This window comes from Actinomycetospora atypica, assembly GCF_042653685.1.
In the GTDB taxonomy this organism is placed as follows: Bacteria; Actinomycetota; Actinomycetes; order Mycobacteriales; family Pseudonocardiaceae; genus Actinomycetospora; species Actinomycetospora atypica.
On sequence record NZ_JBHSIV010000027.1, the window covers coordinates 69,030 to 93,344 of the forward strand.

The 24,315-nt window shown below is 71.7% G+C and carries 26 protein-coding genes and 1 pseudogene; 17 read left to right on the forward strand and 10 right to left on the reverse strand.

The features are described 5' to 3' along the window. Window positions 1-26: 26 nt before the first annotated feature. Entirely contained in the window at window positions 27-1,001 is a 975-nt protein-coding gene (locus ACFPBZ_RS21750) for an LLM class flavin-dependent oxidoreductase (RefSeq protein ID WP_378038206.1), read from the reverse strand. 276 nt (window positions 1,002-1,277) lie between these two features. Between ACFPBZ_RS21750 and ACFPBZ_RS21755 the strand changes: the two genes are divergently transcribed. Next, window positions 1,278-1,565, forward strand: coding sequence for a Dabb family protein (locus ACFPBZ_RS21755; RefSeq protein ID WP_378038207.1), 288 nt, complete (start codon window positions 1,278-1,280; stop codon window positions 1,563-1,565). Window positions 1,566-1,785: 220 nt separating this feature from the next. On the opposite strand, the gene ACFPBZ_RS21760 is transcribed toward ACFPBZ_RS21755, so the two are convergent. Beyond that, on the reverse strand, window positions 1,786-2,424 hold the full coding sequence (locus ACFPBZ_RS21760) for a TetR/AcrR family transcriptional regulator (protein ID WP_378038208.1): 639 nt from the start codon (window positions 2,422-2,424) through the stop codon (window positions 1,786-1,788). Window positions 2,425-2,623: 199 nt separating this feature from the next. Between ACFPBZ_RS21760 and ACFPBZ_RS21765 the strand changes: the two genes are divergently transcribed. From ACFPBZ_RS21765 to ACFPBZ_RS21785, 5 genes are all read left to right on the forward strand, one after another. Further along, window positions 2,624-3,976 (forward strand): MFS transporter, encoded by a 1,353-nt coding sequence (locus ACFPBZ_RS21765; RefSeq protein ID WP_378038209.1) that lies wholly within the window; start codon window positions 2,624-2,626, stop codon window positions 3,974-3,976. A gap of 70 nt (window positions 3,977-4,046) precedes the next feature. Further along, on the forward strand, window positions 4,047-5,234 hold the full coding sequence (locus tag ACFPBZ_RS21770) for a thiolase family protein (protein ID WP_378038210.1): 1,188 nt from the start codon (window positions 4,047-4,049) through the stop codon (window positions 5,232-5,234). Window positions 5,235-5,303: 69 nt separating this feature from the next. Continuing rightward, on the forward strand, window positions 5,304-6,917 hold the full coding sequence (locus ACFPBZ_RS21775; protein WP_378038211.1) for a long-chain-fatty-acid--CoA ligase: 1,614 nt from the start codon (window positions 5,304-5,306) through the stop codon (window positions 6,915-6,917). A gap of 43 nt (window positions 6,918-6,960) precedes the next feature. After that, window positions 6,961-7,722 carry an enoyl-CoA hydratase-related protein gene (locus ACFPBZ_RS21780; RefSeq protein ID WP_378038212.1) on the forward strand — a complete coding sequence of 254 codons (762 nt, stop codon included), beginning with the start codon at window positions 6,961-6,963 and terminating at the stop codon, window positions 7,720-7,722. A gap of 461 nt (window positions 7,723-8,183) precedes the next feature. Continuing rightward, window positions 8,184-9,077, forward strand: a complete 894-nt coding sequence (locus tag ACFPBZ_RS21785) for a PIN domain-containing protein (protein ID WP_378038213.1) — start codon at window positions 8,184-8,186, stop codon at window positions 9,075-9,077. A gap of 111 nt (window positions 9,078-9,188) precedes the next feature. Here ACFPBZ_RS21785 and ACFPBZ_RS21790 read toward each other — a convergent pair whose 3' ends face one another. The 3 genes from ACFPBZ_RS21790 to ACFPBZ_RS21800 all read right to left on the reverse strand — a co-directional run bounded on the left by ACFPBZ_RS21790 (window position 9,189) and on the right by ACFPBZ_RS21800 (window position 10,603). Further along, complete coding sequence (locus tag ACFPBZ_RS21790; protein WP_378038214.1) at window positions 9,189-9,539, reverse strand: hypothetical protein; 351 nt, start codon at window positions 9,537-9,539, stop codon at window positions 9,189-9,191. A 602-nt stretch (window positions 9,540-10,141) separates the two neighbouring features. Next, entirely contained in the window at window positions 10,142-10,444 is a 303-nt protein-coding gene (locus tag ACFPBZ_RS21795) for an RNA polymerase sigma factor (RefSeq protein WP_378038215.1), read from the reverse strand. Between the two features lie 12 nt (window positions 10,445-10,456). Further along, complete coding sequence (locus ACFPBZ_RS21800) at window positions 10,457-10,603, reverse strand: sigma factor (protein ID WP_378038216.1); 147 nt, start codon at window positions 10,601-10,603, stop codon at window positions 10,457-10,459. Window positions 10,604-11,013: 410 nt separating this feature from the next. Here ACFPBZ_RS21800 and ACFPBZ_RS21805 point away from each other — a divergent pair, with 410 nt between their 5' ends. The 3 genes from ACFPBZ_RS21805 (at window position 11,014) to ACFPBZ_RS21815 (ending at window position 13,525) form a co-directional block, all read left to right on the forward strand. Then, window positions 11,014-11,196 carry a hypothetical protein gene (locus ACFPBZ_RS21805; RefSeq protein ID WP_378038217.1) on the forward strand — a complete coding sequence of 61 codons (183 nt, stop codon included), beginning with the start codon at window positions 11,014-11,016 and terminating at the stop codon, window positions 11,194-11,196. 267 nt (window positions 11,197-11,463) lie between these two features. Next, window positions 11,464-12,012 (forward strand): hypothetical protein, encoded by a 549-nt coding sequence (locus tag ACFPBZ_RS21810; protein ID WP_378038218.1) that lies wholly within the window; start codon window positions 11,464-11,466, stop codon window positions 12,010-12,012. Window positions 12,013-12,574: 562 nt separating this feature from the next. Then, on the forward strand, window positions 12,575-13,525 hold the full coding sequence (locus ACFPBZ_RS21815) for a M28 family peptidase (protein WP_378038219.1): 951 nt from the start codon (window positions 12,575-12,577) through the stop codon (window positions 13,523-13,525). A 214-nt stretch (window positions 13,526-13,739) separates the two neighbouring features. On the opposite strand, the gene ACFPBZ_RS21820 is transcribed toward ACFPBZ_RS21815, so the two are convergent. Genes ACFPBZ_RS21820 through ACFPBZ_RS21830 form a run of 3 tightly spaced genes read right to left on the reverse strand, consistent with a single transcriptional unit; the run spans window position 13,740 to window position 15,577 of the window. After that, window positions 13,740-14,102, reverse strand: coding sequence for a DoxX family protein (locus ACFPBZ_RS21820; protein WP_378038220.1), 363 nt, complete (start codon window positions 14,100-14,102; stop codon window positions 13,740-13,742). Beyond that, window positions 14,099-14,551 carry a cupin domain-containing protein gene (locus ACFPBZ_RS21825; protein ID WP_378038221.1) on the reverse strand — a complete coding sequence of 151 codons (453 nt, stop codon included), beginning with the start codon at window positions 14,549-14,551 and terminating at the stop codon, window positions 14,099-14,101. The genes ACFPBZ_RS21820 and ACFPBZ_RS21825 overlap by 4 nt, the downstream gene beginning before the upstream one ends. Window positions 14,552-14,578: 27 nt before the next feature. Beyond that, a complete protein-coding gene (locus ACFPBZ_RS21830) occupies window positions 14,579-15,577 on the reverse strand; it encodes a substrate-binding domain-containing protein (protein ID WP_378038222.1) in 999 nt (332 codons plus the stop codon). An 83-nt stretch (window positions 15,578-15,660) separates the two neighbouring features. Here ACFPBZ_RS21830 and ACFPBZ_RS21835 point away from each other — a divergent pair, with 83 nt between their 5' ends. From ACFPBZ_RS21835 to ACFPBZ_RS21845, 3 genes are all read left to right on the forward strand, one after another. Further along, window positions 15,661-16,533 carry a LysR family transcriptional regulator gene (locus tag ACFPBZ_RS21835; protein ID WP_378038223.1) on the forward strand — a complete coding sequence of 291 codons (873 nt, stop codon included), beginning with the start codon at window positions 15,661-15,663 and terminating at the stop codon, window positions 16,531-16,533. A 67-nt stretch (window positions 16,534-16,600) separates the two neighbouring features. After that, window positions 16,601-17,608, forward strand: a complete 1,008-nt coding sequence (locus ACFPBZ_RS21840; RefSeq protein WP_378038224.1) for a permease — start codon at window positions 16,601-16,603, stop codon at window positions 17,606-17,608. Continuing rightward, entirely contained in the window at window positions 17,605-18,375 is a 771-nt protein-coding gene (locus ACFPBZ_RS21845; protein WP_378038225.1) for a TIGR03943 family putative permease subunit, read from the forward strand. Before ACFPBZ_RS21840 ends, ACFPBZ_RS21845 begins: the two co-directional genes overlap by 4 nt. Before the next feature lie 11 nt (window positions 18,376-18,386). Here the strand turns inward: ACFPBZ_RS21845 and ACFPBZ_RS21850 are convergent, their stop codons facing one another. Then, window positions 18,387-19,313: an NADP-dependent oxidoreductase gene (locus ACFPBZ_RS21850; RefSeq protein WP_378038226.1), complete on the reverse strand. Its 927-nt coding sequence runs from the start codon at window positions 19,311-19,313 to the stop codon at window positions 18,387-18,389. Between the two features lie 197 nt (window positions 19,314-19,510). Between ACFPBZ_RS21850 and ACFPBZ_RS21855 the strand changes: the two genes are divergently transcribed. From ACFPBZ_RS21855 to ACFPBZ_RS21865, 3 genes are all read left to right on the forward strand, one after another. Beyond that, the gene (locus ACFPBZ_RS21855) at window positions 19,511-20,485 is read left to right on the forward strand and encodes an AraC family transcriptional regulator (protein ID WP_378038227.1); all 975 of its coding nucleotides are present in this window, start codon (window positions 19,511-19,513) and stop codon (window positions 20,483-20,485) included. 127 nt (window positions 20,486-20,612) lie between these two features. Continuing rightward, window positions 20,613-21,146 carry a hypothetical protein gene (locus ACFPBZ_RS21860; RefSeq protein ID WP_378038228.1) on the forward strand — a complete coding sequence of 178 codons (534 nt, stop codon included), beginning with the start codon at window positions 20,613-20,615 and terminating at the stop codon, window positions 21,144-21,146. Window positions 21,147-21,343: 197 nt separating this feature from the next. After that, entirely contained in the window at window positions 21,344-22,507 is a 1,164-nt protein-coding gene (locus ACFPBZ_RS21865) for a hypothetical protein (RefSeq protein WP_378038229.1), read from the forward strand. Window positions 22,508-22,530: 23 nt separating this feature from the next. Here ACFPBZ_RS21865 and ACFPBZ_RS21870 read toward each other — a convergent pair whose 3' ends face one another. Further along, entirely contained in the window at window positions 22,531-22,932 is a 402-nt protein-coding gene (locus ACFPBZ_RS21870) for a hypothetical protein (RefSeq protein ID WP_378038230.1), read from the reverse strand. A gap of 201 nt (window positions 22,933-23,133) precedes the next feature. Between ACFPBZ_RS21870 and ACFPBZ_RS21875 the strand changes: the two genes are divergently transcribed. After that, on the forward strand, window positions 23,134-23,874 hold the full coding sequence (locus tag ACFPBZ_RS21875) for an ANTAR domain-containing protein (protein WP_378038231.1): 741 nt from the start codon (window positions 23,134-23,136) through the stop codon (window positions 23,872-23,874). Between the two features lie 119 nt (window positions 23,875-23,993). Further along, window positions 23,994-24,315: pseudogene (locus tag ACFPBZ_RS21880) on the forward strand (hypothetical protein); the annotation flags it as partial.

Below are 24,315 nucleotides of genomic sequence, written 5' to 3' on the forward strand. Positions count from 1 at the left end.
CGTCCTGGGTGTGGTGGTCGGCCGGCTCAGCCGGCGAACGCCTCGGCGAAGGCCTCGAGCTCGCGGGGGATGTCGGGTCCCGCGGGCTGGTAGTGCACGGTCGTGCAGCCGGCGGCCTCGAAGGCGGCGAGCTTGTCGCGCCACTCGTCGGCCCGGAGCGCGACGCCTGCGGCGGCCATCACCTCGCCGGTGACGAACGGCCGGTCGATGTCGTTGACCGCGACGACGTGCCGGTCGTGCAGGGCGATGTGTCGCACGTTCTCGGAGATGTGGTCGTAGGCCGCCGCCCACGCCCGGCCGCCCTCGGGGAGGATCTCGTCGATCACGCCGTGCTCGACGGCCCAGTGCAGGAACAGCCCGACCGCGTGTCCGGCGGCCGCGATCGCCCGGTCAGAGCCTGCGGTCTCGTCCTCGTCGAGGACGGTGCCGGGGACCATCATCGTCTGCCGGCCGTAGCCCGGCTCCGGCGCCGAGATCCGGAAGAGCTCGGCATCCAGGTCGCGCGCGACCTGTAGTCCCTTGGGTCCCTCCCCCGCCACGGCCCACGGCACCGTGACCGGCCGGGCCGGGCCGAAGCGGTCGTCGGGATGGATCATCTGCATCATCGCGCCGTCCCACTCGACCTGCTCCCCGCGCAGGAGTGCCTGGACGGTGAGCGCGTAGCGACGGACACGCGCCCACGGCACCGGGCGCTGCCCCATCGCGAGCTGCCCGGTGAAGCCGCTGCCGATCCCGACCATCACCCGGTCCTCGCCCGCGGCGCACACGAGCGTGGTGATCGCCGAGGCCGTCACCATCGGGTGGCGCAGCGACGGGATCAGCACGCCGGGGCCGAGCACGATCCGCTCGGTGAGGTCCGCGGCGCGACACAGCTGCACCCAGACGTCGGGATACAGCGCCGGCGAGTCGTAGCAGAACGCGCGCTCGTACCCGAGCTTCTCGGCGATCTGCACGTGCTGCGGAGTCTCCAGCGACGTCGCGAACGAGCAAGCCAGCTTCATGATCGAGCCTCTCCCGGGGAGTGAGTGGCGACTGCTACGCCGCGACCCAGAAGTTAGGGTCGCGGGACATCGCTTGTCAACGGACGCTCACTGCGACAACCCCTAGATCGCGTCTCCTTCCTGATCAACGCCTTGGCTGTCGTCGACTGCTCGCGCCGATGCAACGACAGGATCGTCGGACGACGCGCATGTGAGCGACGGGTGACGAGGCGGCCTACGTGGCGGCGACGTGAGTGTCTGTTGACATGCGTCGACCCGCGCGCGCACCATCTGGCGATGCTCATGCACTGCCTGACCGTCCGGTTCGCCGACTCGGCGAGTCCGGCGCAGATCGACGCGTTCCGCAGCGCGCTCGCGGCACTGCCCGACCAGATCGACACCATCGTCGCGACCCGTCAGGGGTCCGACCTCGGCGAGCGCGCCACCAACGCGCACTTCGCCCTCGTCTCCGAGTTCGCCGACGTGGACGACTTCCGCGCCTACCTGGAGCACCCGGCGCACCGCGCCGTGCCTCGCGACGGTGTCGAATCGTTCCAGAGCGTGCAGTTCGTCGTCGACAAGTAGAGGTCCTGCGGCCGAGCTCCCGACCCTCCCGCTGAGGAGCGGATGGGCGCCTGCGGATGGGCGCCTGCGGATGGGCGCCTGCGGATGGGCGCCTGCCCGGGGGCAATGACGCGACACGCCGCACTACCCTGACGGCAAGCAGCACGTCGCGGTGTAGCGGCCGATGCTCACGCCCGGCCCCACCGAACGTCTCAGCAGTCCGAGCAGCCGGCCTCGACCCTCACCTCTGCGCGTAGATCGCCCGATACCAGATTGTGCTCAGAGTGTCCGCCGCGTCGTCGACGTCCGGGAGCGGACGCCCGTACCGGCCTGCCTGAATGAACGAGTGGAAGGCGAACTGTTCGATCATCGACGCGAGCGCGACGGCGGCGAGGGCCGGATCGAGGTCCCCATTGGGTAGCGCCCGGTCCAGGTACCGTTCCTTGCGCTCGAACGTCTTGTTGCGAAGCTCCCACCACCGACGGTCGACCTCGGGCTTGGCCGCCGCCATGTCGATGAGCCCGGCGATCAGCTGCCGGTTGCGGTAGTAGGCCTCCAGGTAGCGACGCGAAGACTCGCGCAGCGACGCCAGCTCCTCGCCCTTGGTCCAGCTACCCGAGACGGACTCCCGCAGCTCCTCCATCACGGCCTCGAGAATCTCCCCGAAGACCGCCTCCTTGTTCGGGAAATAGCGGTAGAGCGTGCCCAGCGCTACCCCGGACTCCGCGGTGAGGTCCGCGACGGTGGACTGGAAGTAGCCCCGCTCGGCGAGCACTCGGCGTCCGGCCTCGACGATCTTCGCCCGGGTCCGCCTCCCGCGGGCGGTCGGCACCGCGACCTGCGCAGAGGGCTCCGTGGGCGTCGCCTCGGTCGTCGACATTCGCCCACCTCCCCGAAATCAGGACCGACCTCGTGTCTCAGGCGACCGATCCTAGCCCGCCGCGAAGTCGTTGACGCCGCTCGTCGCCGGTAGTAGAACATGAGCTCACGTTCTAGTTCGGGTTTCCCGCCCTGGCCTACCCGGCAGCGGAAGCGCCGCAGCCAGCGTCCTCGGCCATCCCAGAGAAGTGGTGATTCACATGTCGCGCACCGTGCCCGACGTCCGGGCTGTCGACAGTTCCGAGCACCGGCGACGGCTTGTCGCCGGCGGCGTCGGAAACTTCATGGAATGGTTCGACTTCGCGATCTACGGCTTCTTCGCGGCCGCCATCGGAGCCAACTTCTTCCCGAGTACGAGCAGCACGGCCTCCTTGTTGTCCGCCTTGGCCGTCTACGGAGTCGCATTCCTGATGCGCCCCGTCGGTGGACTCGTCATCGGGGCGATCGGAGACCGCCGGGGCCGCCGTTTCGCCCTGATGCTGTCCGTCGGGCTGATGGGAGTGGCGACCGCGTTGATCGCCGTGCTGCCTCCCTACGCCGCGATCGGCCTCGCCGCGCCGACGCTGCTCGTCCTGCTGCGCTGCCTGCAGGGGTTCTCGGCGGGTGGGGAGTGGACCGGCTCCACTGCATTCCTGGTGGAGAACGCCCCGGCGGGTCGACGCGGCCTCGTCGCCAGCGTCGTCCCCCTGACCGGCGCGATGGGGGTCGCCGGCGGAGCGGGGGCGGCACTGCTGATGCAGAACCTGCTGACCGCGGACCAGGTCGTCGGATGGGGCTGGCGCATCCCGTTCCTCGCGGCGTTCCCGCTGACCCTGGTCGGTCTCTACATCCGCATCAAGCTGGAGGAGACCGCGGTCTTCCACGAGCTCAGGGCCCGTGACGACGTGGCGGAGGCGCCGATCCGCTCCGTCCTGCGGGCGGAGAAGCGCAGCGTCGCCATCTCCTTCGCCCTGTCCGCGATCACCGTCCTCGGCTTTTACTATATCGCGACCTACGTCGTCACCTTCCTCACGACCACCGCCGGGATGGCGCGCGGAAGGGCCTTGTGGGTGGTCGCGGTCGGCGCCCTGCTCTACGCCGGCATGTGCGTTCTTGCGGGTGCGCTCTCGGACCGCCTCGGACGGCGCCCGGTGTCCCTGGCGGGTGGAGCAGGGTTGGCCGTCTTCGCCATTCCGGCCTTCCTCCTCATGGCGACGGGGCGACCTGTCCTGGCGATCCTCGGCATCGTCCTGTTCGGGGTCTTCCAGGCGATGCACATCAGCACGACGACGGTGATGTTGATCGAGCTCTTCCCCGCCCGGACCCGGATGACCGGCAGCGCGCTCGGCTACAACCTCAGCGCTGCGCTCATCGCCGGCCCCGGCCCGCTCATTGCGGCCGCGCTCGCCGCGTCGGGCGGCTTCGCCGGGCTCCCCGCGACGTACATCGCCGTCGTGGCCGCGATCTGCAGCGTCGCGCTGTTCTTCCTCCTGCCCGAGACGCGCTTCCGCAGCCTCGGCGGCCCCACTGCCGATCCTGACCTCCGCCGCGCCGACGAGGTGGTCGCCCCGTGACCGCCCGAACCGCCGTGACGCCACATCACGACGACGCGGATCCCTCTCTGATCCTGAAGGACGGAGCACGATGATGGATGACAACGCGGTATGGCTCGTCGACGGCGTACGCACGCCGTTCGGCCGCTTCGGCGGCGGGCTCTCGGAGATCCCCGTGGTGGACCTGGCGGCGCGCGCACTCCAGGCGCTCCTGACGAAGTCGTCGTGGCCGGTCGAGGCGCTCGACGAACTCAACGTCGGCATGGCGATGCTGGAGGGTGGCCTCATGGTTCCGGCCCGGCAGTACGCCGTCGCGGCCGGTCTCCCGCAGGAGCTGCCGACGTTGACACTCGACCGGGCGTGCTGTTCGGGCATGACCACCGTCGGGCTCGGCGCCCGGGCGATCGCGACCGGCGCGCGGTCGGTGCTCGCCGCCGGCGTCGAGAGCATGAGCCGGACGCCCCGGATGCTCCACGGCAGCCGCGCATCCAAGCGCGGTGACCTCGAGGTCGAGGACATCCTGATGCTGCGCTCGCCGCTGACCGGCGGCGAGCCGATCGCGAAGTCCGCTGGCATCGAGGCAGTCAGGCGTGGCGTCGGCCGCGAAGCCCAGGATGACTGGGCCTTGGCGAGCCACGACAAGTACTTCGAAGCACTCGAGGCCGACTTCTTCGACGGGGAGATCGTCGAGGTGCAGACGCCCACCGGCGTCGTGGCCGCGGACGAGCAACCCCGCCGGGGCGGCACGCTGGAGAAGCTCGCCCGCCTCACCCCGGTGTACGGCAGCCCGACGGTCACCGCGGGCAACGCACCCGGCCTCAACGACGGAGCCGTCGCGCTGGTCCTGGCCGGCACACCCGCCGTCCGGGAGAACGGTTCGATCCCCCTCGCCCGGGTCCGCGGCCACTTCCAGACGGCAGCGGGCCCGACGTCGTCGGTCTATCTCCCGGGTCTGGCTATCAGGGAGCTCCTGGACCGTTACGGCGTCTCGCTCGACGACGTCTCGGTCATCGAGATCAACGAGGCCTACGCCGCGACCGCGCTCGTAAGCGTCAAGACACTGGCCGACGGCGACGACGGGCTCGAGGCCAAGCTGCGGGCGAGGACGAACATCGCCGGTGGTGCGGTCGCGATCGGTCATCCGACCGGCGCGAGCGGCGCCCGTCTCGTCCTCACTGCGGCTCGACACCTCCGCAAGCGGGGCGGCCGCTACGCCGTGGCCGCCATCTGCGGCGGGTTCGGGCAGACCGACGCGGTGCTTCTTGAGACGGCAGGCTGATATCACCGGTCTCGCCGGCGGAATGCGATCCGAGCCGCCGCGCCAGTCTCGACACAGGAGCGCTCACCGATGGAAAGCACGATGCGCGACACTCCGTTGACGGTTCCCCACTTCCTCCACCGGTGTGCTGCCTACTTCCCCGAACGACAGATCGTCGCCGCGACGCCGTCGGGCACCCAGCGGGTGACGTATGGGGAATGGGCGGCGCGCGTGGGGTGCCTCGCAGGCGCTCTCGACGAGCTCGGGGTCAGAGCCGGGGCGACCGTCGGCTACTACGGCTGGAACAGTCCCATCCAGCTCGAGACGTACTTCGCGACCGTCGGGACCGGGCGGGTCTTCCACTCGATCAATGCCCGCCTGCCCACCGACCACGTGGGCTACACCGTCAGGCACGCGGAGGACGAGATCATCGTCGTCCAGAGATCGCTGCTCGACAGTCTCGAGGCGGTCCTCGGGGAGGGCCGCGAACGCGTGCAGGTCGTGGTCGTTCCCGAACCGGACGACGAGTTCCCAGTACACGCCGGACGGTTCGACTACGAGACAGTGCTCTCAGCCGCGTCCCCGGTCGAGCTGTCCGTCGACGACGAGCTCCTGGCCGCCTCCATCTGCTACTCCGGCGGCACGACCGGCCTGCCGAAGGCGGTCGTCTACTCCCATCGCGCCCTCTATCTGCACACGATGTCCCTGCTCCAGACCGACAATCTCGGAGTCTCCGAGAGGGACGTCGTGTTACCGCTGGTACCGATGGCGCACGCGAATGGATGGGGGCTCCCGCAGGCCGCGGTCGCCGCGGGCGCCACGCTCGTCCTGCCCGGGCGGGACATGTCGGGCCCGGGCATCGCCGAACTAATCGCGTCCGAACACGTGTCGGTGTCGGCGGCAGTACCGACGGTGTGGACCCGGGTGCTCCCCGAACTGGCAGGCAAGGACACCTCGGCGGTCCGGGAGCTCTGCTCCGGTGGCTCCGCGGCGTCAGCCCGCCTCATGGACCTGGCGCGCGAGGTGACCGGGCGGCCACTACTGCAGGTCTGGGGCATGACCGAAACCGGGGCCTTCGCCGCCCTCGCCCGAGAGCGATCTGGCACTGACGGGCCGGAGATCGAAGCCCGGGCAGCCGCGGTGCGAGCGTCGCAGGGCTTCCCGGTCCTCGGCATCGACATGCGAGTGGTGGACCCGGAGACGCTCACCGTCGTCCCCCGCGACGGGGAGACGATCGGCGAACTGCAGTGTCACGGGCCGTCCGTCATCTCGTCGTACCACGACGACGCACGTTCGGCGGACGCGTTCACCGTCGACGGCTGGCTCCGGACCGGGGACATGGCCGTGGTCGACGCGGACGGCTGTCTGAAACTGGTCGACCGGACCAAAGACGTGATCAAGTCAGGCGGCGAGTGGATATCGTCCATCGATCTCGAGCACGCCCTCCTGGCTCACCCCGCCGTCGCTTCCGCGGCCGTCTTCGGCGTCCCGTCGGAGGAGTGGGGTGAACGTCCAGTCGCCTGCGTTGTCCCGTACGAGGGGATGCCGCTCGACCCCGACGAGGTGCTGCGCCACCTTAGTGACCGGGTGGCGAGGTTCTGGGTGCCGGACCACCTCCTGATCCTCGACGCGCTGCCCACCACCGCCGTCGGGAAGGTCGACAAGAAGGCGCTGCGGGCGACCTTCGTCAACGCCAAAGCCTGAGTTCGCAAGATCCGCGAAGAGAGTCGAGCCCAACGTGTCAGACGTGACGTACGCGGTCCCCCACGACCGCACGGCAGTCATCACCATCGACCGTCCTACCGCCCGCGGCGCCATCACCCCAGAGATGGCGACCCGGATCGAGGAGTACTGGGATCAGATCGAGGCCGACGACGCCATCTGGGCCGGGGTGATCACCGGCACCGGGCCCGTGTTCTGTGCGGGCGCGGACCTGAAGCGGATGGCCAATGGAGGCGGCGGGCCCGCCGGGACCGAGCGGGGCGGATTCGCCGGCATCGCCGACCGAGTGCGCACCAAACCGCTGATCGCAGCCGTCAACGGGCCCGCCGTCGCCGGAGGCTGCGAGATCGTCCTGGCCGCCGACCTCGTCGTCGCCGTACCGCGAGCGAGCTTTGGTCTCCCCGAAGTCAAGCGGTCCCTCGTGGCCGCAGCGGGCGGGCTCTACCACGCCCCACGAGCCCTGCCACGGAACCTGGCGATGGAGATGGCCCTCACCGGAGACCCGGTCAGCGCGGAACGGGCGTACACCCACGGCCTGGTCAACGTCGTCGCCGAGGAGGACAGGCTGGTCGACGAGGCGCTGGCGCTGGCGGACCGCATCTGCGCCAACGCGCCACTGGCGGTCCGGGAGAGCCGACGCGTCCTACTCCAGGGAATGACCCTCGATGAGGTAGCCGCGCGATCTCTCGCCACCGAGAGCATGAGTTGGATCAGAACGACCGAGGACTTCACAGAAGGACCTCGCGCGTTCGTCGAGAAACGAGCTCCACAGTGGACAGGACGTTGACCACGAAGCGATGTATCACGGCAACCCGGCCGAGCGCCATCCGATGAGTACAGCCGTGTCCGCTCGTTATGTCAGAGCCCGGAGTCCGTGGACTTCCAGATAACACAGTTTCCGGAAGCCGCCTCGCTGCGACTCGGCTCGGGCCGGGAGGGGTGGTCGCTCGGGGCCGCCCTTATGGAAGTGAGAGCGGGCCAGTTGCTTGCTGCACTGCGGGTGATGCCCACGGCGAGCACGAGGGCGCCGAGCAGTTGCCGCAGCTCCGCATACGGCGGCGCCGACTCGCCCATGCAGATGACGTAGAACGCCCAGGCAGTGACGGGCCGTGAGTCCGAAGAACGCTGAGGCGGGGACGGTGTTGGTGCTCTCCATCCTTGTGGACACGTCCACGTGGCTCGATCTTGCCGGTCGCCGGGACGGCCAGACCCTCATCGTGCCCCTCCGACTTCGAGCACTGGGGCCAAGTGCGTCTGCTGGTCCCAGAGCTCGTCCTGGAGGAGTTCGACCGCAACAGACCGCACGCTGAGGAGCGAGCAGCCAAGAGCATCAGCGACAGGGTGAGGGACCTCGGGCGGGACCTCGACGACATCGGAGTCGGCCCGCACCGAGGACTGGGTCGGGATGACTCACCGGGTCCGAATGGTCAGCGGCGCGACATCGCAGACTTCCGCGAGATTCGGGAGCTGCTGGAGCGAGCTCGCCGACTCGAACCGCGTGCTGAGCACCACGAGCGGGTCGTGCGGAGGGCGTTGGGCAAGCTGGCGCCGTTCCACCTACCCAAGAACAGCGTGGGCGACGCGCTCCTCGCCGAACGCTACCGGACCACCGTCGCCGGCGGCCCAACCGATGAGACCTTCGCGTTCGTCACCTCCAACTACAGAGACTTCTCCGCCCCTGGGGGCGACCAGCGCCAACCTCACCCTGACCTCGCCGAGCTGTTCGACGGGACTCGCTCGCGGTACTGCCTCGGCCCCGACGGACTTCGCCAACTCCTGACTGACGAGTTCGGGGAGGCATTCCACGACGAAGTCGCCGACGTCGAGTTTGTCCGATCCGACGACGAGCCCCGGACCTACGGCGAGATTCTCGCCGCAGCCGAGGAGTATCTCGACAAGGTCTGGTATGTCCGCCACCTAATCCAGCGAGCGAAGGAGGAGCGCGGCGAAGAGACGAGACCGATGCCGGCCGACATCCGGGCGGGCGTCGAAGCTGCCGCCCAGCGGGTCGTCGAGCGCTACGGCGCCGAGAACGTCGGGCCGTGGGACGACTGGGGCTGGGACTTCGTCAACGGCCAGCTGGCCGCGCTGCGCTGGGTTCTTGGTACCGACTGGGGCGACGCTGGCCTGCTCGACACCTGATTCTCGCTCCCGCAGCCGGCTGCCCTGTCATACATCGCAGTGATCGGCGAGACCGAGGGGCTAGTGCGGGACAGGTTGGCATCGTGCAGCTCAGGGGGTGCCCGAGGTGCATCACGACAGGTGCGCGCGCAAGGCCTCGATGGCCTGGTCGCCCACCTCGGGGCGATCCTCGTCGCCCCAAGACCCGTACAGGTCCTGCCAACGGTGCAACTGGGTCAGGGCGAACTCCCACTGAGCCCGCGACAGGTTGAGCGTGATTACCTGGCTCATCGGAGGCCACTGACCATCGACCCACGGCACCTGAGCCCAACCGGCCTCGCGAATGGCGATACCCACCGCGACGACGTCGTCCTTCCCTTCGACCACATCGACCGCGATGGTGTTGTCGATCGAGCCATCGATGACCGACCACTGCTCGGCGGGCATTGCCACAGCGATCAAGTGGCTGGACGGCTCGCTCATCCGCGCAGCTTCGCAGGTCACTATTGCCGTGTTAGCGGCTAGTGCTGGTCGCAGCAGCCGGTCTCATTAGGCCGCCGGAGAGGGCGGTCATGAACCTTCGGAAACGACCAGGGCCAGGGAACGGGGCACCATCGACGTAGATCAGAGCGCTGAGCGGCAGTGGGCACCTCCTCTGGCGCTTTCCCTATCGGCCGTGGGTGAGGGAGTCGAGCGCCGCGCGCAGGCGGGTGCCGGCGTCGGACGCGGTGTCGGCGAGGTCGGCCTCAGTTGGTCGGCATAGCTCGTGGCCAGGCGCGCCGCTTTGTCCGCTGCAGCTCGCTCGGGCAGCCGCCGTCTAGCCGGGGGCCCTCGAGCAAGTCCAGGGCGCGGCGGGCTTCGATGGTGATCGCGCTGCGGTCTTCGGCCAGGTCGAAGGCCAACACATGGAGGTCTCCCTCGGACCTCCCGTCTCCCTCGAGCGCGGCGGCGAAGAGCCTGGAGACAAGGCTGTGACGAGGCCGGCGGGGTCCCTCAGATGACATGGTCATGCCTCGTAGAGGCGTCCCACCGCGTTTCGGTTCCGCCCGCTTCGAGACGAAGTCCGAAGCGGGCGGAACCGCCCGCTAGGCGTTGCCCAGCATGATCCTCAGCCGCTCCCTACCCCGGCTGCATCGGGACTTGATCGTCCCGCCGGACACCCCGAGACGGGTGGCAACCTCGGCCACAGGGAGCCCGACCACGTGAACGAGCCAGACCGCGCTCGCCTGCTCGGCAGACAACTTGCCGAGGAGCCCACGCAGCCGTTCCCGAAGGACGACCTGATCGTCGTAGGCCTGGCTGGTGGGGGATGCATCGGAGAGGTCCGAGACGAGCGTATGCGGGCGCGCTCCACGCGCTCGCCAGGTGGTCACGATCCGACGCCGCATGATCGTCCCCAACTAGGAGCGCACCGACCCGTTGCCCCGGTAGGACGCCGCCCCGCGCATGACGTCGAGCCATACGTCCTGCACGACCGACTCCACGTCGTGCTCGCCTCTGGAGAAATAGCCGACGGACCGGAGCAACCAGGAGCGGTGCCGGTCCACGAGTTCGTCGAGCGCTTCCGGGTGGCCGCCCGACCAGAGCTGCTCGCCATCGGTGGTCTCCCGGAGTTCTCCGGTGGTGAATCGGCTGTTCTGGCGCGGGCCTCCCCCGTCCTCGGCCGGGCCCGTGGGCCCGGGGGCTAGGTGGAGGCGCTCGCTGCCTCCACGCCCGAAGGGGCGCCGGGCGGGCCGCCGAGGCTCGCGGTCAAGGGCCGGACGAAGTCCGGTCGCGCAGCGACGCCGCAGGCGCCCTTGACGGTGAGAGCGGCCCGACTAACGTCCCGGGCCCACCAGCAAGAACAGCGCCGTCGCAAGCGGCTCCACAGAGCGCCGACAGGCGCGGACGGGTCTAGCCAGACGAGCCGCGTCGGGTGCGGGCTCGCTGTCGGTGGGTGCGCCTAGCGCCGAGAGTCGTGAGCGATCTGATCGACGAGCACAAGCCGGTCACCGTGTTCGAACGGCTGACCAGGGCCGGCCTCTCCGCGGAGCGGGTCCAGTGGCGGCTCGCGCAGGGCGGGGTGCGGGTCGACGACGAGCCGGTCACCGACCCGGCGACACCGGCGGAGTTGCCCGCGCACGTCGTACTGCGCAGCTAGAACGGTTCGTGTCGGCCCGTACGACGACCAGCCGTAGGGTGGAAGCCGCGCGAGCGCGGCGGAGCCAGCCGCATACGAAACGCTTGTCCCCGAGCTGATCGACCGCGCGTTCACCGAAACATGGCTCGACCTTGCGGTCTCATGGCGTGGACGAGGCCGGTCGAGTCGAGCACCGCGGGGCGCTCTGCCGCCTGGACATAAGCCTAGCCCGTGAAGGCTGCATGAGGTTACTCTGCGTCGAAAGCACCCCGGCAGAGCGGTGATGACGTGTCCGCGATCGGTACTGCGCGGTGGCGGACTGTAGCGGCGTTGTCGGCTGCGCTCCTCGCGGGCACGACGCTCGTAACCCTCAGCGTTGAGGTGGCGATGGACCATGTCTGGTCGCTGCTGGCCCTCGTCGTCGCCGCGGCTGTTGTCCGCGCACTCGGCGCGGGCAACCCGCGGTCGATACTCGGTCTGGCCGCGACGATGCTCATCGCTCAGCCCGCCCTGCATTACCTCGGCGAGATCACTGCGACCAATGAGTTGGCGAACCACCACGATGGGCAGACGAGCACCCTGCTCGTCGCCGCCCACCTCGTTCTGATCGTCGCTGTCACCGCAATGATCCGGGCTGGCGAGGACGCCGGTCATGTTGTCGCGCTTGGTGTTCGTCGCCTTGTCCGCGTCCTGGTGCAGCCCGTTCCCTCCACCTCGCCGTACCCGGCGGTGGATTCACCGGCTGAACCACCGCCCATGAGCTACAAGAAGCGGCAACACGTGCCCCAACCGAGTCGTCGCGGTCCGCCGGTCGGTCTCTGTTCCTTTGGGCCCTGAGGGGTCATTGCCTGGATAAGTCAGAGCCACTCGATCTGACTACCGGGCGCGCCCGGCTTCTCTGGGCGCCTCGCGAGCCCGACCGTCCACTCGGCCGGGAGCGCTGTACTCCAGGTGCACCGGGCGTCTCACCGTCCGGCGGGTGGGGGCGACATCCGCTGTCGCGACCGCGGGCCTCGCGGGCCGCCCGATCGACCGAAGCGCAGCGCAGCCCTCGTCCCACACCTCATTCCACCAGCACCCGTGCGCTGCTCGCCGAGCACATGTTCCCGTCGGTCCGCGAAGCCGCCACGTCGGATGCCGTCGAAGTCGCGATGCAATCAGGCAACTTAACCTTCGAGCGGAGTCGTCAAAGATGAATTGCCGTGCTGTCAGGAATCAGATCCATCATGAATCGACGAGGCCGGGGGATGGCAGGACCCGTCGGCTGGTCGGGGCCGCCTTCGCCGCCGTCGCCGTGCTCGCCGCGTCGGCGTGTTCGACCGGTTCACCCGAGGGGCCGCGAGCCGAGACTTCGACACCGTCTGCCGCGGATAGAGGACTGCCGAGTCGACTCGCTTCCGTGACAGCCGGCGACGCCGCCTTCGTGCACCTGAGGGCGTTGCAGGCGATTGCCGACCGCAACGGTGGCAACCGGGCTCTGGGGACCCCGGGGTATGACCGCAGCGTCGATTACCTCGCCGACACCCTGCGACGGGCTGGATTCCGGGTCGAGACACCGGAGTTCCCGATCGTGATCGGGGGCGACTCTGATACCGAGGAGGAGTCCGGGTCCAGACCGGCAGGAGGCACGACCCGGAACGTCATCGCGCAGACGACCACCGGGCGCCCCGAAGAGGTGGTCTTGGCCGGAGCGCACCTGGACAGCGTCCCGGTGGGCCCGGGCATCGATGACAACGGCAGCGGCGCCGCCGCCCTGCTCGAGATCGCGCTCAAGCTGGGCAGTGCGCCGCCGGTAGCCAACAGCGTGCGGTTCGTGTGGTTCGGGGCCGAAGAGGAAGGGCTGCTCGGTTCACAGCACTACCTGAGGACGCTGTCAGCTGAGCAGCGCCGCGATATCGCGCTGATGCTCAACGCCGACGTCATCGCGGCCCCCAACGCCGGCTACTTCGTCTACGACGGCGACAACTCCAACGGCGGGGGCACCACCGGCCCGCCCGGTTCCGCAGCAATTGAGAAAATCCTCGCCGACCACCTTGCTTCGCTCGGTGCCCGACCGGCCGGGTTCCCCTTCATCGACGACTCCGACTACGGGCCCTTCGTCAACGCCGGCATCGCCACCGGCGGGGTTTTCAGCGGCGACTCCGGGATCAAGACCCCTGAGCAGGCCGCGACGTGGGGCGGGCGCCCCGGAGTGCCCTACGACCCGTGCTATCACCGAGCGTGCGACACAGTCGCGAACATCGACCGTGTTGCGCTCGACCGCATGCTCGACACCCTCGCCTTCGGGATCGGCTCGTTCGCGACCGACCTCGGCGGCGTCCCGTCCCGCAATCAGCGCACCACGGGGTGATCCCCGGACAGCGTGTCGCCCGGCACCCCAACGTCCATCGGATCGATCCTCTAGGGCACACGGCCAACGCTGACCAGAGCGACCCGACTGACGTCGCCGTCGCGGCCCGACCCGCTCCACCAGGGGGCGAGATGGACCCGACGTCTTGGAACAACGGACGAGGCCGAGGACGCCCCCCTCGGCGACCAGCCCGCCCGACGGTCCCTGACCCCGGTCAGAGGAAGGTCGCGAGCCACGTCGCCGCCGCCGCGACCACCAGCAGGACCACGTTGAGGCCGATGACGTTCCCCTCCCCACGGACGAGGTGCAGGGCGGTCGCCGGGACCTGGAGGACCACGAAGCCCGCGGCGGCCGCGACGGCGAGACCGGGCGCGATCCCGGTCAGGGGTGGCAGGACCAGCCCGGCCGCACCCAGGAGCTCGACCACCCCGATCGCCCGGACCGCCGGCATCGGGACGGTGTCGACCCAGCCCATCATCGACGCGAGCTGCTCGCGGCTCTGGGCGACCTTCTTGCCTCCGGCGTAGAGGTAGAACGCCGCCAGCAGTCCGGCGACGATCCAGTAGGCGACGATCACGACGCGTACTCGGTCGAGACCTCGGTCGCGTACCGCGCCATGACGGCCCCGACGTCCTGGGCGTTCGTCGGGCCGAGGTCGCGCAGATCGCGGAAGTACTGCACGTAGTGGTCCGGGGTGAAGGTGGACAGCAGCACCGCGGGTTCGTCGCCGGGGTTGGCGAAGGAGTGCGGGGCGCCCGGCGGGACCATGACGAACGTGCCGGGGCCTGCGTCGTGGTCGGTGTCGCCGACGGTGAAGCGCACGGTCCCCGAGATGACGTAGAAGCCTTCGTCGTGCTGGGCGTGGCGGTGCTGGGGCGGCCCGCCGGTGTGCGGGGCGAGGGTGCCCACGGCGACCCCGAGCCGGTGACCGGAGGTGCGGCCGTCCTCGAGGATGCGCATCTGCACCGACGGGCCCAGCTGGATGGTCTCGCCGTCGTCGGGGCCGACGATCGACACTGCGGTCACGGTGAACTCCTTGTCGCGGGTGTGCGGTCAGGTGTCGAGCAGCTCGGCGGCGAAGACGTCCTCGATCCGCAGCCGGCGGTCGGAGAGCCCCTGCTCGTGGTGGTAGCGCAGGAACGCGTCGATGGCCGCCCGGTTGGCGGCGATCCCGTGCTCCCCGCGGCCGTCCTCGACGAGCCGGCCGTGGTCATCGAGGAGCTGCGGGTACCAGGGGGTGGGCGGCCCGCCGGTGCGGCTGCCTGCGCGGTACTCCCCCTCGGCGAGCGACCGGGACGCGACGAAGGCCCGGTAGATCGCCGTGGCCAGCCCGGGGTTCGCCTCGGCGAGGTCCCGCCGGGCCACCAGGACGTGCATCATCGGGAAGATCCCGGTCCTGTGGTGGTACTCGGCCTCGCGCTCGGCCGCGTCCGGGAACAGGCGGCGGGCGCCCGGGGTGCCCTGCAGCACCGCCGCCGGTGGCACCGCCGAGATGAGGGCGTCGATCTCGCCGGCCTCGAGCATCGGGCCGAGGGCCTGGCCGGCGCCGAGGTGGCGGACGTCGACGGTGTCGGGGTGCCGGGCCGGGACGAAGTCCATGGGGGCCATCGGCTCGGACGTCCCGCCGATCAGCCAGCGGCTGCGGGCGGGGTCGAACCCGTGCTCGTCGGCGAGGATGCCCTTCGGCCAGACCCCCATGTCGTGCCCGTAGAGCGCGAACTCGCCGATCGTGGCCCCCGCCAGATCGGCCGGTTCGACGATGCCGCTCGCCTCGCTCACGTAGATGACCGAGTGCTGGAACCGGCGCATGAGGAACACCGGGATCCCGACGAACGGGGGGTCGTCGAGGTCCATCGTCCGCAGCAGGAACGTGAGGCCGAGCTCGGCGACGTCGAACTCCCGGCGCTCCACCTGGCGCCGGAACAGGGAGCCGACGTCGTCGCAGGTCTTGGTCCGGAGCCGCACGCCGTCGACGTGCACCCGGCCCTGCAGCAGGGCCTCGGTGTGGTCGTAGAGCATGCAGCTCAGCGAGATCGTCGGCGCGTCCACCATGGGTCGCAGTCCACGCCGCCGGGTCGGTGGGGGTCCAGGATCTCCTCGGCACGACCGATGCCCCACGGCTATCGTCGCTGCTCGTGGAGCTCCGACTGCTGCGCTACTTCGTGGCGGTCGCCGAGGAACGCCATTTCGGCCGCGCGGCGGCCCGCCTGCACATGACGCAGCCGTCGCTCAGCCGCGCGATCCGGCAGCTCGAGGACGACCTCGGCACGGTGCTGCTCGACCGGTCCCCCGCCGGCGTCGGGACCACCCCGGCGGGCGACGTCCTGTACGACGAGGCCCGTGCCCTGCTCGACCAGGTCGAGCACGCCCGGGCCCGGGTGGCCACGGCGGCCGGGACCGCCACCCTGACCGTCGGCACGCTGGCCGACACCGTCGACCGGGCCGACGGCCGGCTCGCGCCGGCCTTCCGTCGGCGCCACCCCGGGGTCGACGTCCGCATCCGGGAGGCCGACTTCACCGACCCGACCGCGGGCCTGCGCGCGGGGCTGGTCGACGTCGCGCTCACCCGGGCGCCGTTCGACACCACCGGGATCAGCGTCCGGGAGCTGGCGTCCGAGGCCGTCGGAGTGGTGCTGCGCGTCGACGATCCGCTCGCCGGACGGGAGAAGATCGAACTCCATGAGCTCGCAGCGCGCCGCTGGTTCCGGTTCCCGGAGGGCACCGACCTGGTGTGGAGCGCGTACTGGATCGCGGGCGACGGCACCCGGTCCGACGGGCCGGTCGTCCGGACCGCCCACGAGTGCCTGCAGGCGGTGCGGTGGAACGGCTCGGTGGGGTTGATCCCCCTGGGCCACGACCTCCCCGACGGGCTCGTCGCGGTCGAGATCGCCGACCAGCCGCCGAGCCGGGTCGTCATCGCCTGGGCCACCGACGCCGACCCCCTGGTCCGGTCCTTCGTCGCCCTCGCGGCGGCCCTGCACCGCACGACCCGGGCCACGGACGGCTGAGCCCCGGACGCGGGCGGGGCGACGGCCGGTGCCAGGCTCCTGATCACCCGGCACGAAGGAGCACGAGGTGGTCCCGCGGACATCCGGCCCGACGACGGGCCGCCGACCCGGGATGGCGCCCGCCGCCCTGCTGCTCCTGGGCGTCTGCGTCGTGATGCTGATCGGACGCGAGGTCTGGGCCGTCGCCGTCGGCGACGACGTCCGGCTCGCGACGTGGGCGACGCTGTGCGCGGCGGTGGTGCTGCAGGCCCTGCCGTTCCTCGCACTCGGGGTGCTCGTGGCCGCGGTCGTCTCGGCCCTCGTGCCCGGCCGGGTGCTGCGGCGCACGCTCGGGGGCCGGAGCTGGGTGGCCGTCCCCGTCGCGACCGGCGCGGGCGTGGCCCTCCCGGGCTGCGAGTGCGGGTCGGTGCCCGTCGCGGCCCGACTGATGTCCCGCGGGGTACGACCTCCGGCCGCCGTGGCCTTCATGCTCTCCTCGCCGGCGATCAACCCCGTCGTCCTGGTCGCCACCGCGGTCGCGTTCCCCGGCCGGCCGGGCATGGTCCTGGCGCGGCTGGTCGCCTCCGCGACCCTCGCCCTCGTCGTCGGGCTCGTCTGGACCCGGGTCGGTCGGTCGACCGCCGACGTGCCCGTCCCGCAGGCCGACGACGAGACCGCGGAGGACCACGGGCCCTCCCGCGGGCGCGAGGTCCTGCTCACCGCGCGGCACGACCTCCTGCAGGCGGGCGGGTTCCTGGTGGTGGGCGCGGCCATCAGCGCCACCCTGACGATGGCCATCCCCCCGGAGTGGACCCAGGCCACGGCCGGGGTGCCGGTGCTCTCCGTCGTGGTGCTCGGGCTGCTCGCCGTCCTGCTCGCGGTGTGCTCGGAGGCCGACGCCTTCATCGCCTCCGGTCTCACGGCCTTCTCCCCCACCGCCCAACTGGCCTTCATGGTCGTCGGGCCGGCCGTCGACGTGAAGCTGATCAGCCTCCACGCCGGCACGTTCGGGCCGGGGTTCGCGGCCCGGCTCGCCCCGCTGACCTTCGTCGTGGCCATCGCCGTGGCCCTCGTCGTGGGCGCGGTGATGCTGTGAGAGGGCCGGTCAGCGGCGCCCTGCTCGTGGCGCTCGGCGGCGCGGTGGTGACCGTGACGCTCTCCGGGGCGTACCTGGACTACGTCCGCGCGACGCACCGCCCGTGGCTGCTGCTGACCGCCGCCGGGCTCGTCGTCCTCGGGCTGGTCACCCTGTTCGTGCGCGACGATCCCCCGGACGACGAGCCCGTGCGGTCGCGGCTGCACACCCACGGGCCGCTCGCCGCCACCCCCGAGGAGCTGGCCGCGGCACGCCGCGCCGGAGGCCACGACCACCGGCGGATCCCGGCCGTCGGGTGGCTACTCTGCCTGCCGCTGCTGCTGGTCCTCGTCGTCGTCCCGCCGCCGCTGGGCGCCCTCGCCGCCGGCCGCGCGGACCCCGCCGTGCCGCAGCCCCCGACCGGCACCCGCTTCGACCCGTTGCCGGTCGGCGGCCCCGTCCCGCTCGCCGTCCACGACTACGCCGCCCGAGCCGCGTGGGACGCCGGGCGCACGCTCACCGGCAGGACCGTGACCCTGACGGGGTTCGTCACCCCCGACGGCACCGACGGCTGGTCGGTCGCCCGTGCCGTCATGACGTGCTGCGCCCTCGACGCCCGCAGCTACCTCGTCCACGTCGACGGGGACCCCACCCGCCGGGCGGCCGGCACCTGGGTCGAGGTGACCGGGCGCTTCACGCCCGCCCCGGAGCCCGACGACCGCACGGCGGCCGTCCGGGCCGAGGCGGTGCGCCCGGTCCCGGCCCCGACGAACCCGTACGAGGACTGACCAGGTCGGGGTCAGAGCGTCAGGTCGAGGACGGTCTTCCCGATCGAGTGGCCGCTCTCGACCTCGAGGAGAGCCTCACCCGCACCCGAGAGGGGCACGACGGTCGTGACGGTCGGGTCGAGGACGCCCTGCACCATGAGGGCCGCCACCCGCTCGAGCGTCGCCCGGTCGGTGTGGCGCTCGGGCATCGCGCCCCCGATCTCGACGACCGTCGGGTCCCCGACGGCGACGACCCTCGCGGGCTCCACGGCCAGCGGGGCCACGGCGCGCAGGGACGCACCGCCGACGAGGTCGACGACGCCGGCGAACCCCTCGGGGGCCAGCGCCCGGAGCCGTTCCTCGACCGGGCCCTGCGTGTAGTCGACGAACGACGCCCCGGCCGAGGTGGCGAGGGCACGCTTCGACGTGCTGCCGGTGCCGACGACCTCGAGGCCCCGGGCGCGGGCGAGCTGGGCGGTGGCGACACCCACGCCGCCGCCGATGCCGTTGACGAGGATCCGGTCCCCCGGGGCCAGGTCCAGCTGGTCCAGCACGTCGAGCGCCGTCGTGCCCGCCACCGGGATCGTCGCCGCCCAGATGTCGGAGAGACCGTCCGGGGTCCGGGCGGTGGTCGAGCCGAGGAGCACGGTGCGGTGCGCGTACGTGCCGGCCCCGGTGAGCGCGAAGCCGAAGACCTGGTCCCCGACCTCGAGGCCCGACACGTCCGCACCGACCGCCGTGACGACACCGGCGGCCTCCACGCCGAGGACCTGCGGGAACGGCAGGCCGCCGTTGAGCATCGGGAGCATCCCGGACCGCAGCGCGTGGTCGATCGGGTTGACCCCCGCCGCGCGCACCGCGACCGCGACCTCGTGGGGCGCCGGCACCGGGTCGGGCCGCTCGACGAACTCCTGGACCTCCGGCCCTCCGAAGGCCCGGTACCCGTATGCGCCGCGCACGACGATCTCCTCCCGGTCGGCAGGTCGGGACGGTCCTGGTGGCCGGCCCGACGTCGTCGACGCTAGGACCTGACGCCCGCGTCAGGTTCCAGCTGTCATGACCGGAGTCACAGCGGGCCCGCACACCCTGGACGACGATCCGGCCGGGCCCCTCGAAGCCGTCCCGGGACTCCCCGCGCAGTTCGTAGGGTGGAGCGGTGGCAGTGGAGTCGGCGGCGTTCTTCTCGCATCACGAGCACGACCTCGACGGCGCGAAGGCGGCGGTGGGGCAGGACTTCTTCACCACGTCGATGGATCTCCTGGACCGCACCGCGAGCTACGACTTCCGCTTCGACGGTGTCGTCCTCGGTGCGCTGGCGGTCGGGGTGGCCCAGGTCAGTTCCGGTCTGCGGATCGGTACGGCGGACCTCGAGGACTGCTACTACGTCAACTACGCCGCCGGCGGCTCCATGGACGCCCACCACCGTCGGCGCGCGGTGGAGGTGACACCGGGGTACGGCGCGGTGTACCACCCCGTCAAGCCGGTGACGATGACGACGAGCGACGACTACGGCTCCTACGCCGTCCGTGTCGAGCGGCGCGCGGTCAACGAGGCGCTGGCGGAGGAGGTCGGTCACGCGCTGCCGCCGGACCCGGTGCTGGACCCGCTCGTCGACCTGCGCAGCGGCGCCGGGCGGCGCTGGGACCGGCTGGTGCGGCTCCTGTGCGACGAGGCCCGCACGACGCCGAGCGTGCTGTCCCACCCGATCATCGCGGCACCGCTGCACGACGCCGTGATCACCGGCTTCGTCCACGCCACCGGGCACCGGTGGCGCGAGGACCTGGAACGGCCGGTGCGCAGCTGGAGCCGGATCCCGGTAGGTCGCGCCGTCGACGCCATCCGCAGCGACCCGGCGCAGCCGTTCACGCCGACCGTCCTCGCCCGCCTCGCGGGTGCGTCGACGCGCACCCTGCACGACGGCTTCCGGCGCCACCTGGGCACCACCCCGATGGCCTACCTCCGGCTCGTCCGGCTCGAGCACGCCCATGCCGAGCTGCGCGCGGGGGAACCGCGCGCGACCACCGTGGCCGCGGTCGCCCACCGGTGGGGCTTCGGTCACGTCAGCAGGTTCTCCCAGGCCTACCGGAGGGTCTACGGCCGCACGCCGGCAGCGACACTGCACGGCCGGTGATCGACGGGCCCGTCGCCGGACGGTCGGGTGTTGCCGTACGCGGATGGACCGGCGTCCGTGTCGCTCGGTAGATCTCTCGTCGTCCACCGACCGGGCCCGGCCGGCCCCCGCGACGCGAGAGCGAGCCATGACCACCGATCACGGGACCACCGCCCCCGGCGACGGGCGCTCGGTGTCGATCGTCGACACCGTCTGCGGCACCGTGGTGCGCACCCCGGACGCGGTGGGGTTCGTCGCCGCGGCGCGGCTGCGTCGTCTCGCCCTCCGGGACGACCCCGAGGGGATCGTCGTCCTCGACGCCCGGGCCACCTGCACGGCAGCCCCGGTCGTCGTGGGAGCCGTCGCCGACCTCGCGGCCGGGCTGCGGGCGCGCGGAGGTCTCCTGCGGATCGTGCGCTCGCCGCAGACGCCGCCGGCGGTCGTCGGCGCGGCGGGCGCCCCGGCGCACGACTCGCTCGCCGAGGCCCTTGGCTGCCGGTCCTGCGCCGCGGACGCGCAGTCGGTGGACCCCCCTGCTCGGCCGCCCGTTCGTCGCCCCCCGGCGAACGGCGGTCGTGGTGGGATGGATCCGGCCCGTTCTCCCCTCCCCCAGGGTGCCCCGGTCCGGATCCATCCCGCGCTCCCCCACCTGCCCCGTCCCCGGCGCCCCGAGCGCGGCTGACCCCGGTCCCCCGACCGGGGCGCCGCCCCCGCCGTCCCGACGGCACGAGGTCCCTCCACCGGGTTCGTCCTCGCGGGCCGGTACGCCTCGTCCGGCCCTCCATGAGGGTGGGAGGGGCCCGGGGGCGCGACCGCGTCTCGACGCCCGTCCCGATGCCCGGGCCGGACGCCGTGGCCGGGAAGCGATGAGGGGGATCCGTGACCGAATCCGGACGACGGCACAGCTCGACCGCGACGGACAGCCGCGGCACGACGGTCGTCGGTCTGCTCGCCGACCCCGACACCCCGGCGGAGATCACCGCCTGGCTGGCCGACGAGCTCCCGGCCCTGCTGGCCGACCGGGTCGACGACGACACCGCCTGGGACGTCCGCACCATGACCCACCCGGTCACCGCCTCGGTGCAGGATCCCGAGGAGGTCCTGCGCGCGGTGGCCGATCAGGCCGCCGACGCCGGATGGGACGTCGGGATCTACCTGACCGACCTCCCGATGCAGCACGGCGACCACCCGATCCTGGTCGACCTCGACCACGAGCGTCGCGTCGCCGGCCTCTCGCTCCCCGGCTTCGGCCCGTTCCTGCAGCACCGCAAGGTGCGCAACGCGGTCGTCCGCCTGGTCGGCGATCTCGTCGGAGAGGCGGACGCCGGCCTCGACCACGAGCAGCACCACCCGAGTGCTCTCGGGCGGACGCTCGCGAAGAACCTGCAACCGGTCCAGGTCGTCCGGGCCGGGGAAGGCCGGCACACGCAGCGCTACGTGACGACCCGGCGGCGTGGTCGGGCCCGGCTGCTGGCCGGCATGGTGCGCACCAACCAGCCCTGGCGCCTCGTCCTGGGCATGCGCACCGCGCTGGCGGCCGTCCTGGGGACCAGCGCCTACCTGACCATCAACTCCACGATCTGGCAGCTGGCCACCCGGCTCGGGGCGGGCAAGCTGATCCTGACGATGCTGGCGTCCGTGACCCTGATGGTGGTCTGGATCATCAGCGCCCACCACCTCTGGGAACGCGACGGCGACGAGGACAGCGAGGAGAGGACACTCTTCAACGCGTCCACCGTGCTGACCCTGAGCATCGGCGTGACCGTCATGTTCGCCGCGGTGTACGTGCTCACCCTGCTCGGATCGCTGTTCTTCCTCGACGCGTCGGTGTTCGCCTCGAGCCTGGGCCGCGTGCCGACCCTCGGCGACCACCTCGTGCTCGCGTGGCTGGCCACCGGACTGGCGACCATCGCCGGCGCGCTGGGCTCCGGGCTCGACGGCGAGGACGCGGTCCGGCGCGCCGCCTACGGCTATCGCGAGCGCCGGCGACGTGACGAGATCGGGCAGGACGAGAACGGTCGGGACGGCGCCTCCTCGTCCTGACCGTGCCTCCGGAGTGGTGGCCCTCAGAGACGGTCGTCGGTGGCGCGCGTCCCGACCGGTCGACGCGCGCGGCGAGCGCCTCCCGTGTCCTCGACGGCGTCCCCGCGGCGCGCCTCCACGGCCACCGCACGGGCCCGTTCCTGGTCCCGGCGCTCGTCCCGCAGCCTCACGTAGCCGTCGTCGTCGCCGCCGACGGGCTTCGCGGCCCCTTCCAGGGCCTCTCCGACGAAGCGGACCGGCACCGGCAGCGAGCGGTGCGTCAGCATCGCGAGGAACGGGACCGCGGCGATGAACACCGCCAGCGGCGGATCGACCAGCCCGAGGACCACCGCGGCGCCGACCCCTCCGAAGTAGCCGATCGAACGGGGGACGTCGATGAGGACCGGCCCCACCTGGACGTCGTAGACGCGGGATTCCTCGGGCACGTCGTCTCCTGATTCGTCGCGGAGCGGGTGTACGGGGCCGTCGTAGCCCCCTGCTCGGCGGCTGCGAGAGGGGGAGCACGGAACTTCGTGCGTCCGGGCGGGCCCGGACCCGGGCAATGTGTCCGGCGGGGCCGATGCCCGACCCGGGCGTCACGGAGCACGGTGCTGGACAGACGGTTCCCCGAACGACGGAGGTGGCAGGTGACGAGCCCTGCGGAGAACGTGCTGTTCGCGCCGGGGTCGTCGGAGCCCGAGGACGAGGAGGCCGACGTTCTCCTGGCGGCGCTGCTGACATCAGCGCGCCGGATCGCCGGGTGCGAGCGGGTCGTCGACGCACTCCCCCGGATCGCGGAGGGCGCCGTGGCGGTCGTGCCGGGCGTCCGGGATGCCGGGGTCGCGATCCGCGGCCGGGGCGGGCTGTCCTGCGCGGCGCACACCACGGAGACGGCCGCGTCCGTGGACCGGGCCCAGCTCCGCACGGCGGAGGGCCCGTGCATCGACACGGTCGGCGGCGCGGGCGCCGTGGTCCTCTCCGACGTGACCACCGAGACGCGCTGGCCCCGGTTCGTCCCGGAGGCGGTCCGCCACGGCGTCCGGGCCAGCCTGTCGGTCCCGTTCACGACTGCCTGTCCCGCGGCCGCGCTGAACCTCCACCTGACACGACGCACCCTCGACGACCGATCGGCGCGAGTGCGGACCCTGCGCCACGCCCAGCTGTTCGCCGTGTACGCCTCGCTCGCCCTCGCGGGGACCGACCGGGTGGAGAACCTGGAGAGGGCGCTCGAGCGGCGGGACGTGATCGGACAGGCCAAGGGAATCCTCATGCGCCACTACGGCGTCGACGCCGACGAGGCCTTCGGACGTCTCCGGCGCGCCTCCCAGAGCACCAACACCAAGCTCCACGTCATCGCCGGGTGGCTCGTCGCGCGACGCACTCCCTGACCGGTGCGCGCCCGTGGTGATCACCTGTCCGACGGGATCTCCCACTGTGTGCGAGCGAATGGCGGGTGACCGTAGGCCGGGACGTTGACCTGCGGCGGCCGATGCGCTCTCGTGGGCGGATGAGGGACACGGAACGTGAAGGAGGCAATCCGGTCGGCCACGATCGGACCTCGCCCGACACCGGTGCCCCGACCGAGAAACAGATCCGGGTCGAGGTCGAGGCCGCCCTGGCCCGCGAGTACCGCTTCCAGGCCGCCCTGGGCCAGACCCTGACCGCCAGCGCCCCCGAACAGGGACTCGCCGAGGTCCTGCACGACCACCTCGGCCTCGCCGTCGCCGTGGAGGACCCCTTCGGGCGCGTCCTCGCCCGCGCCGGCACCGGCACCGGCTCTGGCTCTGGCTCTGGCGACCACACCGCGCAGCCGTGGCTGACCCGCGGGG

Coding starts and splice junctions, on each gene's coding strand:
- ACFPBZ_RS21750 (WP_378038206.1), bottom strand. CDS start 1,001: ATGAAGCTGGCTTGCTCGTTCGCGACGTCGCTGGAGACTCCGCAGCAC.
- ACFPBZ_RS21755 (WP_378038207.1), top strand. CDS start 1,278: ATGCTCATGCACTGCCTGACCGTCCGGTTCGCCGACTCGGCGAGTCCG.
- ACFPBZ_RS21760 (WP_378038208.1), bottom strand. CDS start 2,424: ATGTCGACGACCGAGGCGACGCCCACGGAGCCCTCTGCGCAGGTCGCG.
- ACFPBZ_RS21765 (WP_378038209.1), top strand. CDS start 2,624: ATGTCGCGCACCGTGCCCGACGTCCGGGCTGTCGACAGTTCCGAGCAC.
- ACFPBZ_RS21770 (WP_378038210.1), top strand. CDS start 4,047: ATGATGGATGACAACGCGGTATGGCTCGTCGACGGCGTACGCACGCCG.
- ACFPBZ_RS21775 (WP_378038211.1), top strand. CDS start 5,304: ATGGAAAGCACGATGCGCGACACTCCGTTGACGGTTCCCCACTTCCTC.
- ACFPBZ_RS21790 (WP_378038214.1), bottom strand. CDS start 9,539: ATGAGCGAGCCGTCCAGCCACTTGATCGCTGTGGCAATGCCCGCCGAG.
- ACFPBZ_RS21795 (WP_378038215.1), bottom strand. CDS start 10,444: ATGCGGCGTCGGATCGTGACCACCTGGCGAGCGCGTGGAGCGCGCCCG.
- ACFPBZ_RS21830 (WP_378038222.1), bottom strand. CDS start 15,577: ATGGTGGACGCGCCGACGATCTCGCTGAGCTGCATGCTCTACGACCAC.
- ACFPBZ_RS21860 (WP_378038228.1), top strand. CDS start 20,613: ATGACCACCGATCACGGGACCACCGCCCCCGGCGACGGGCGCTCGGTG.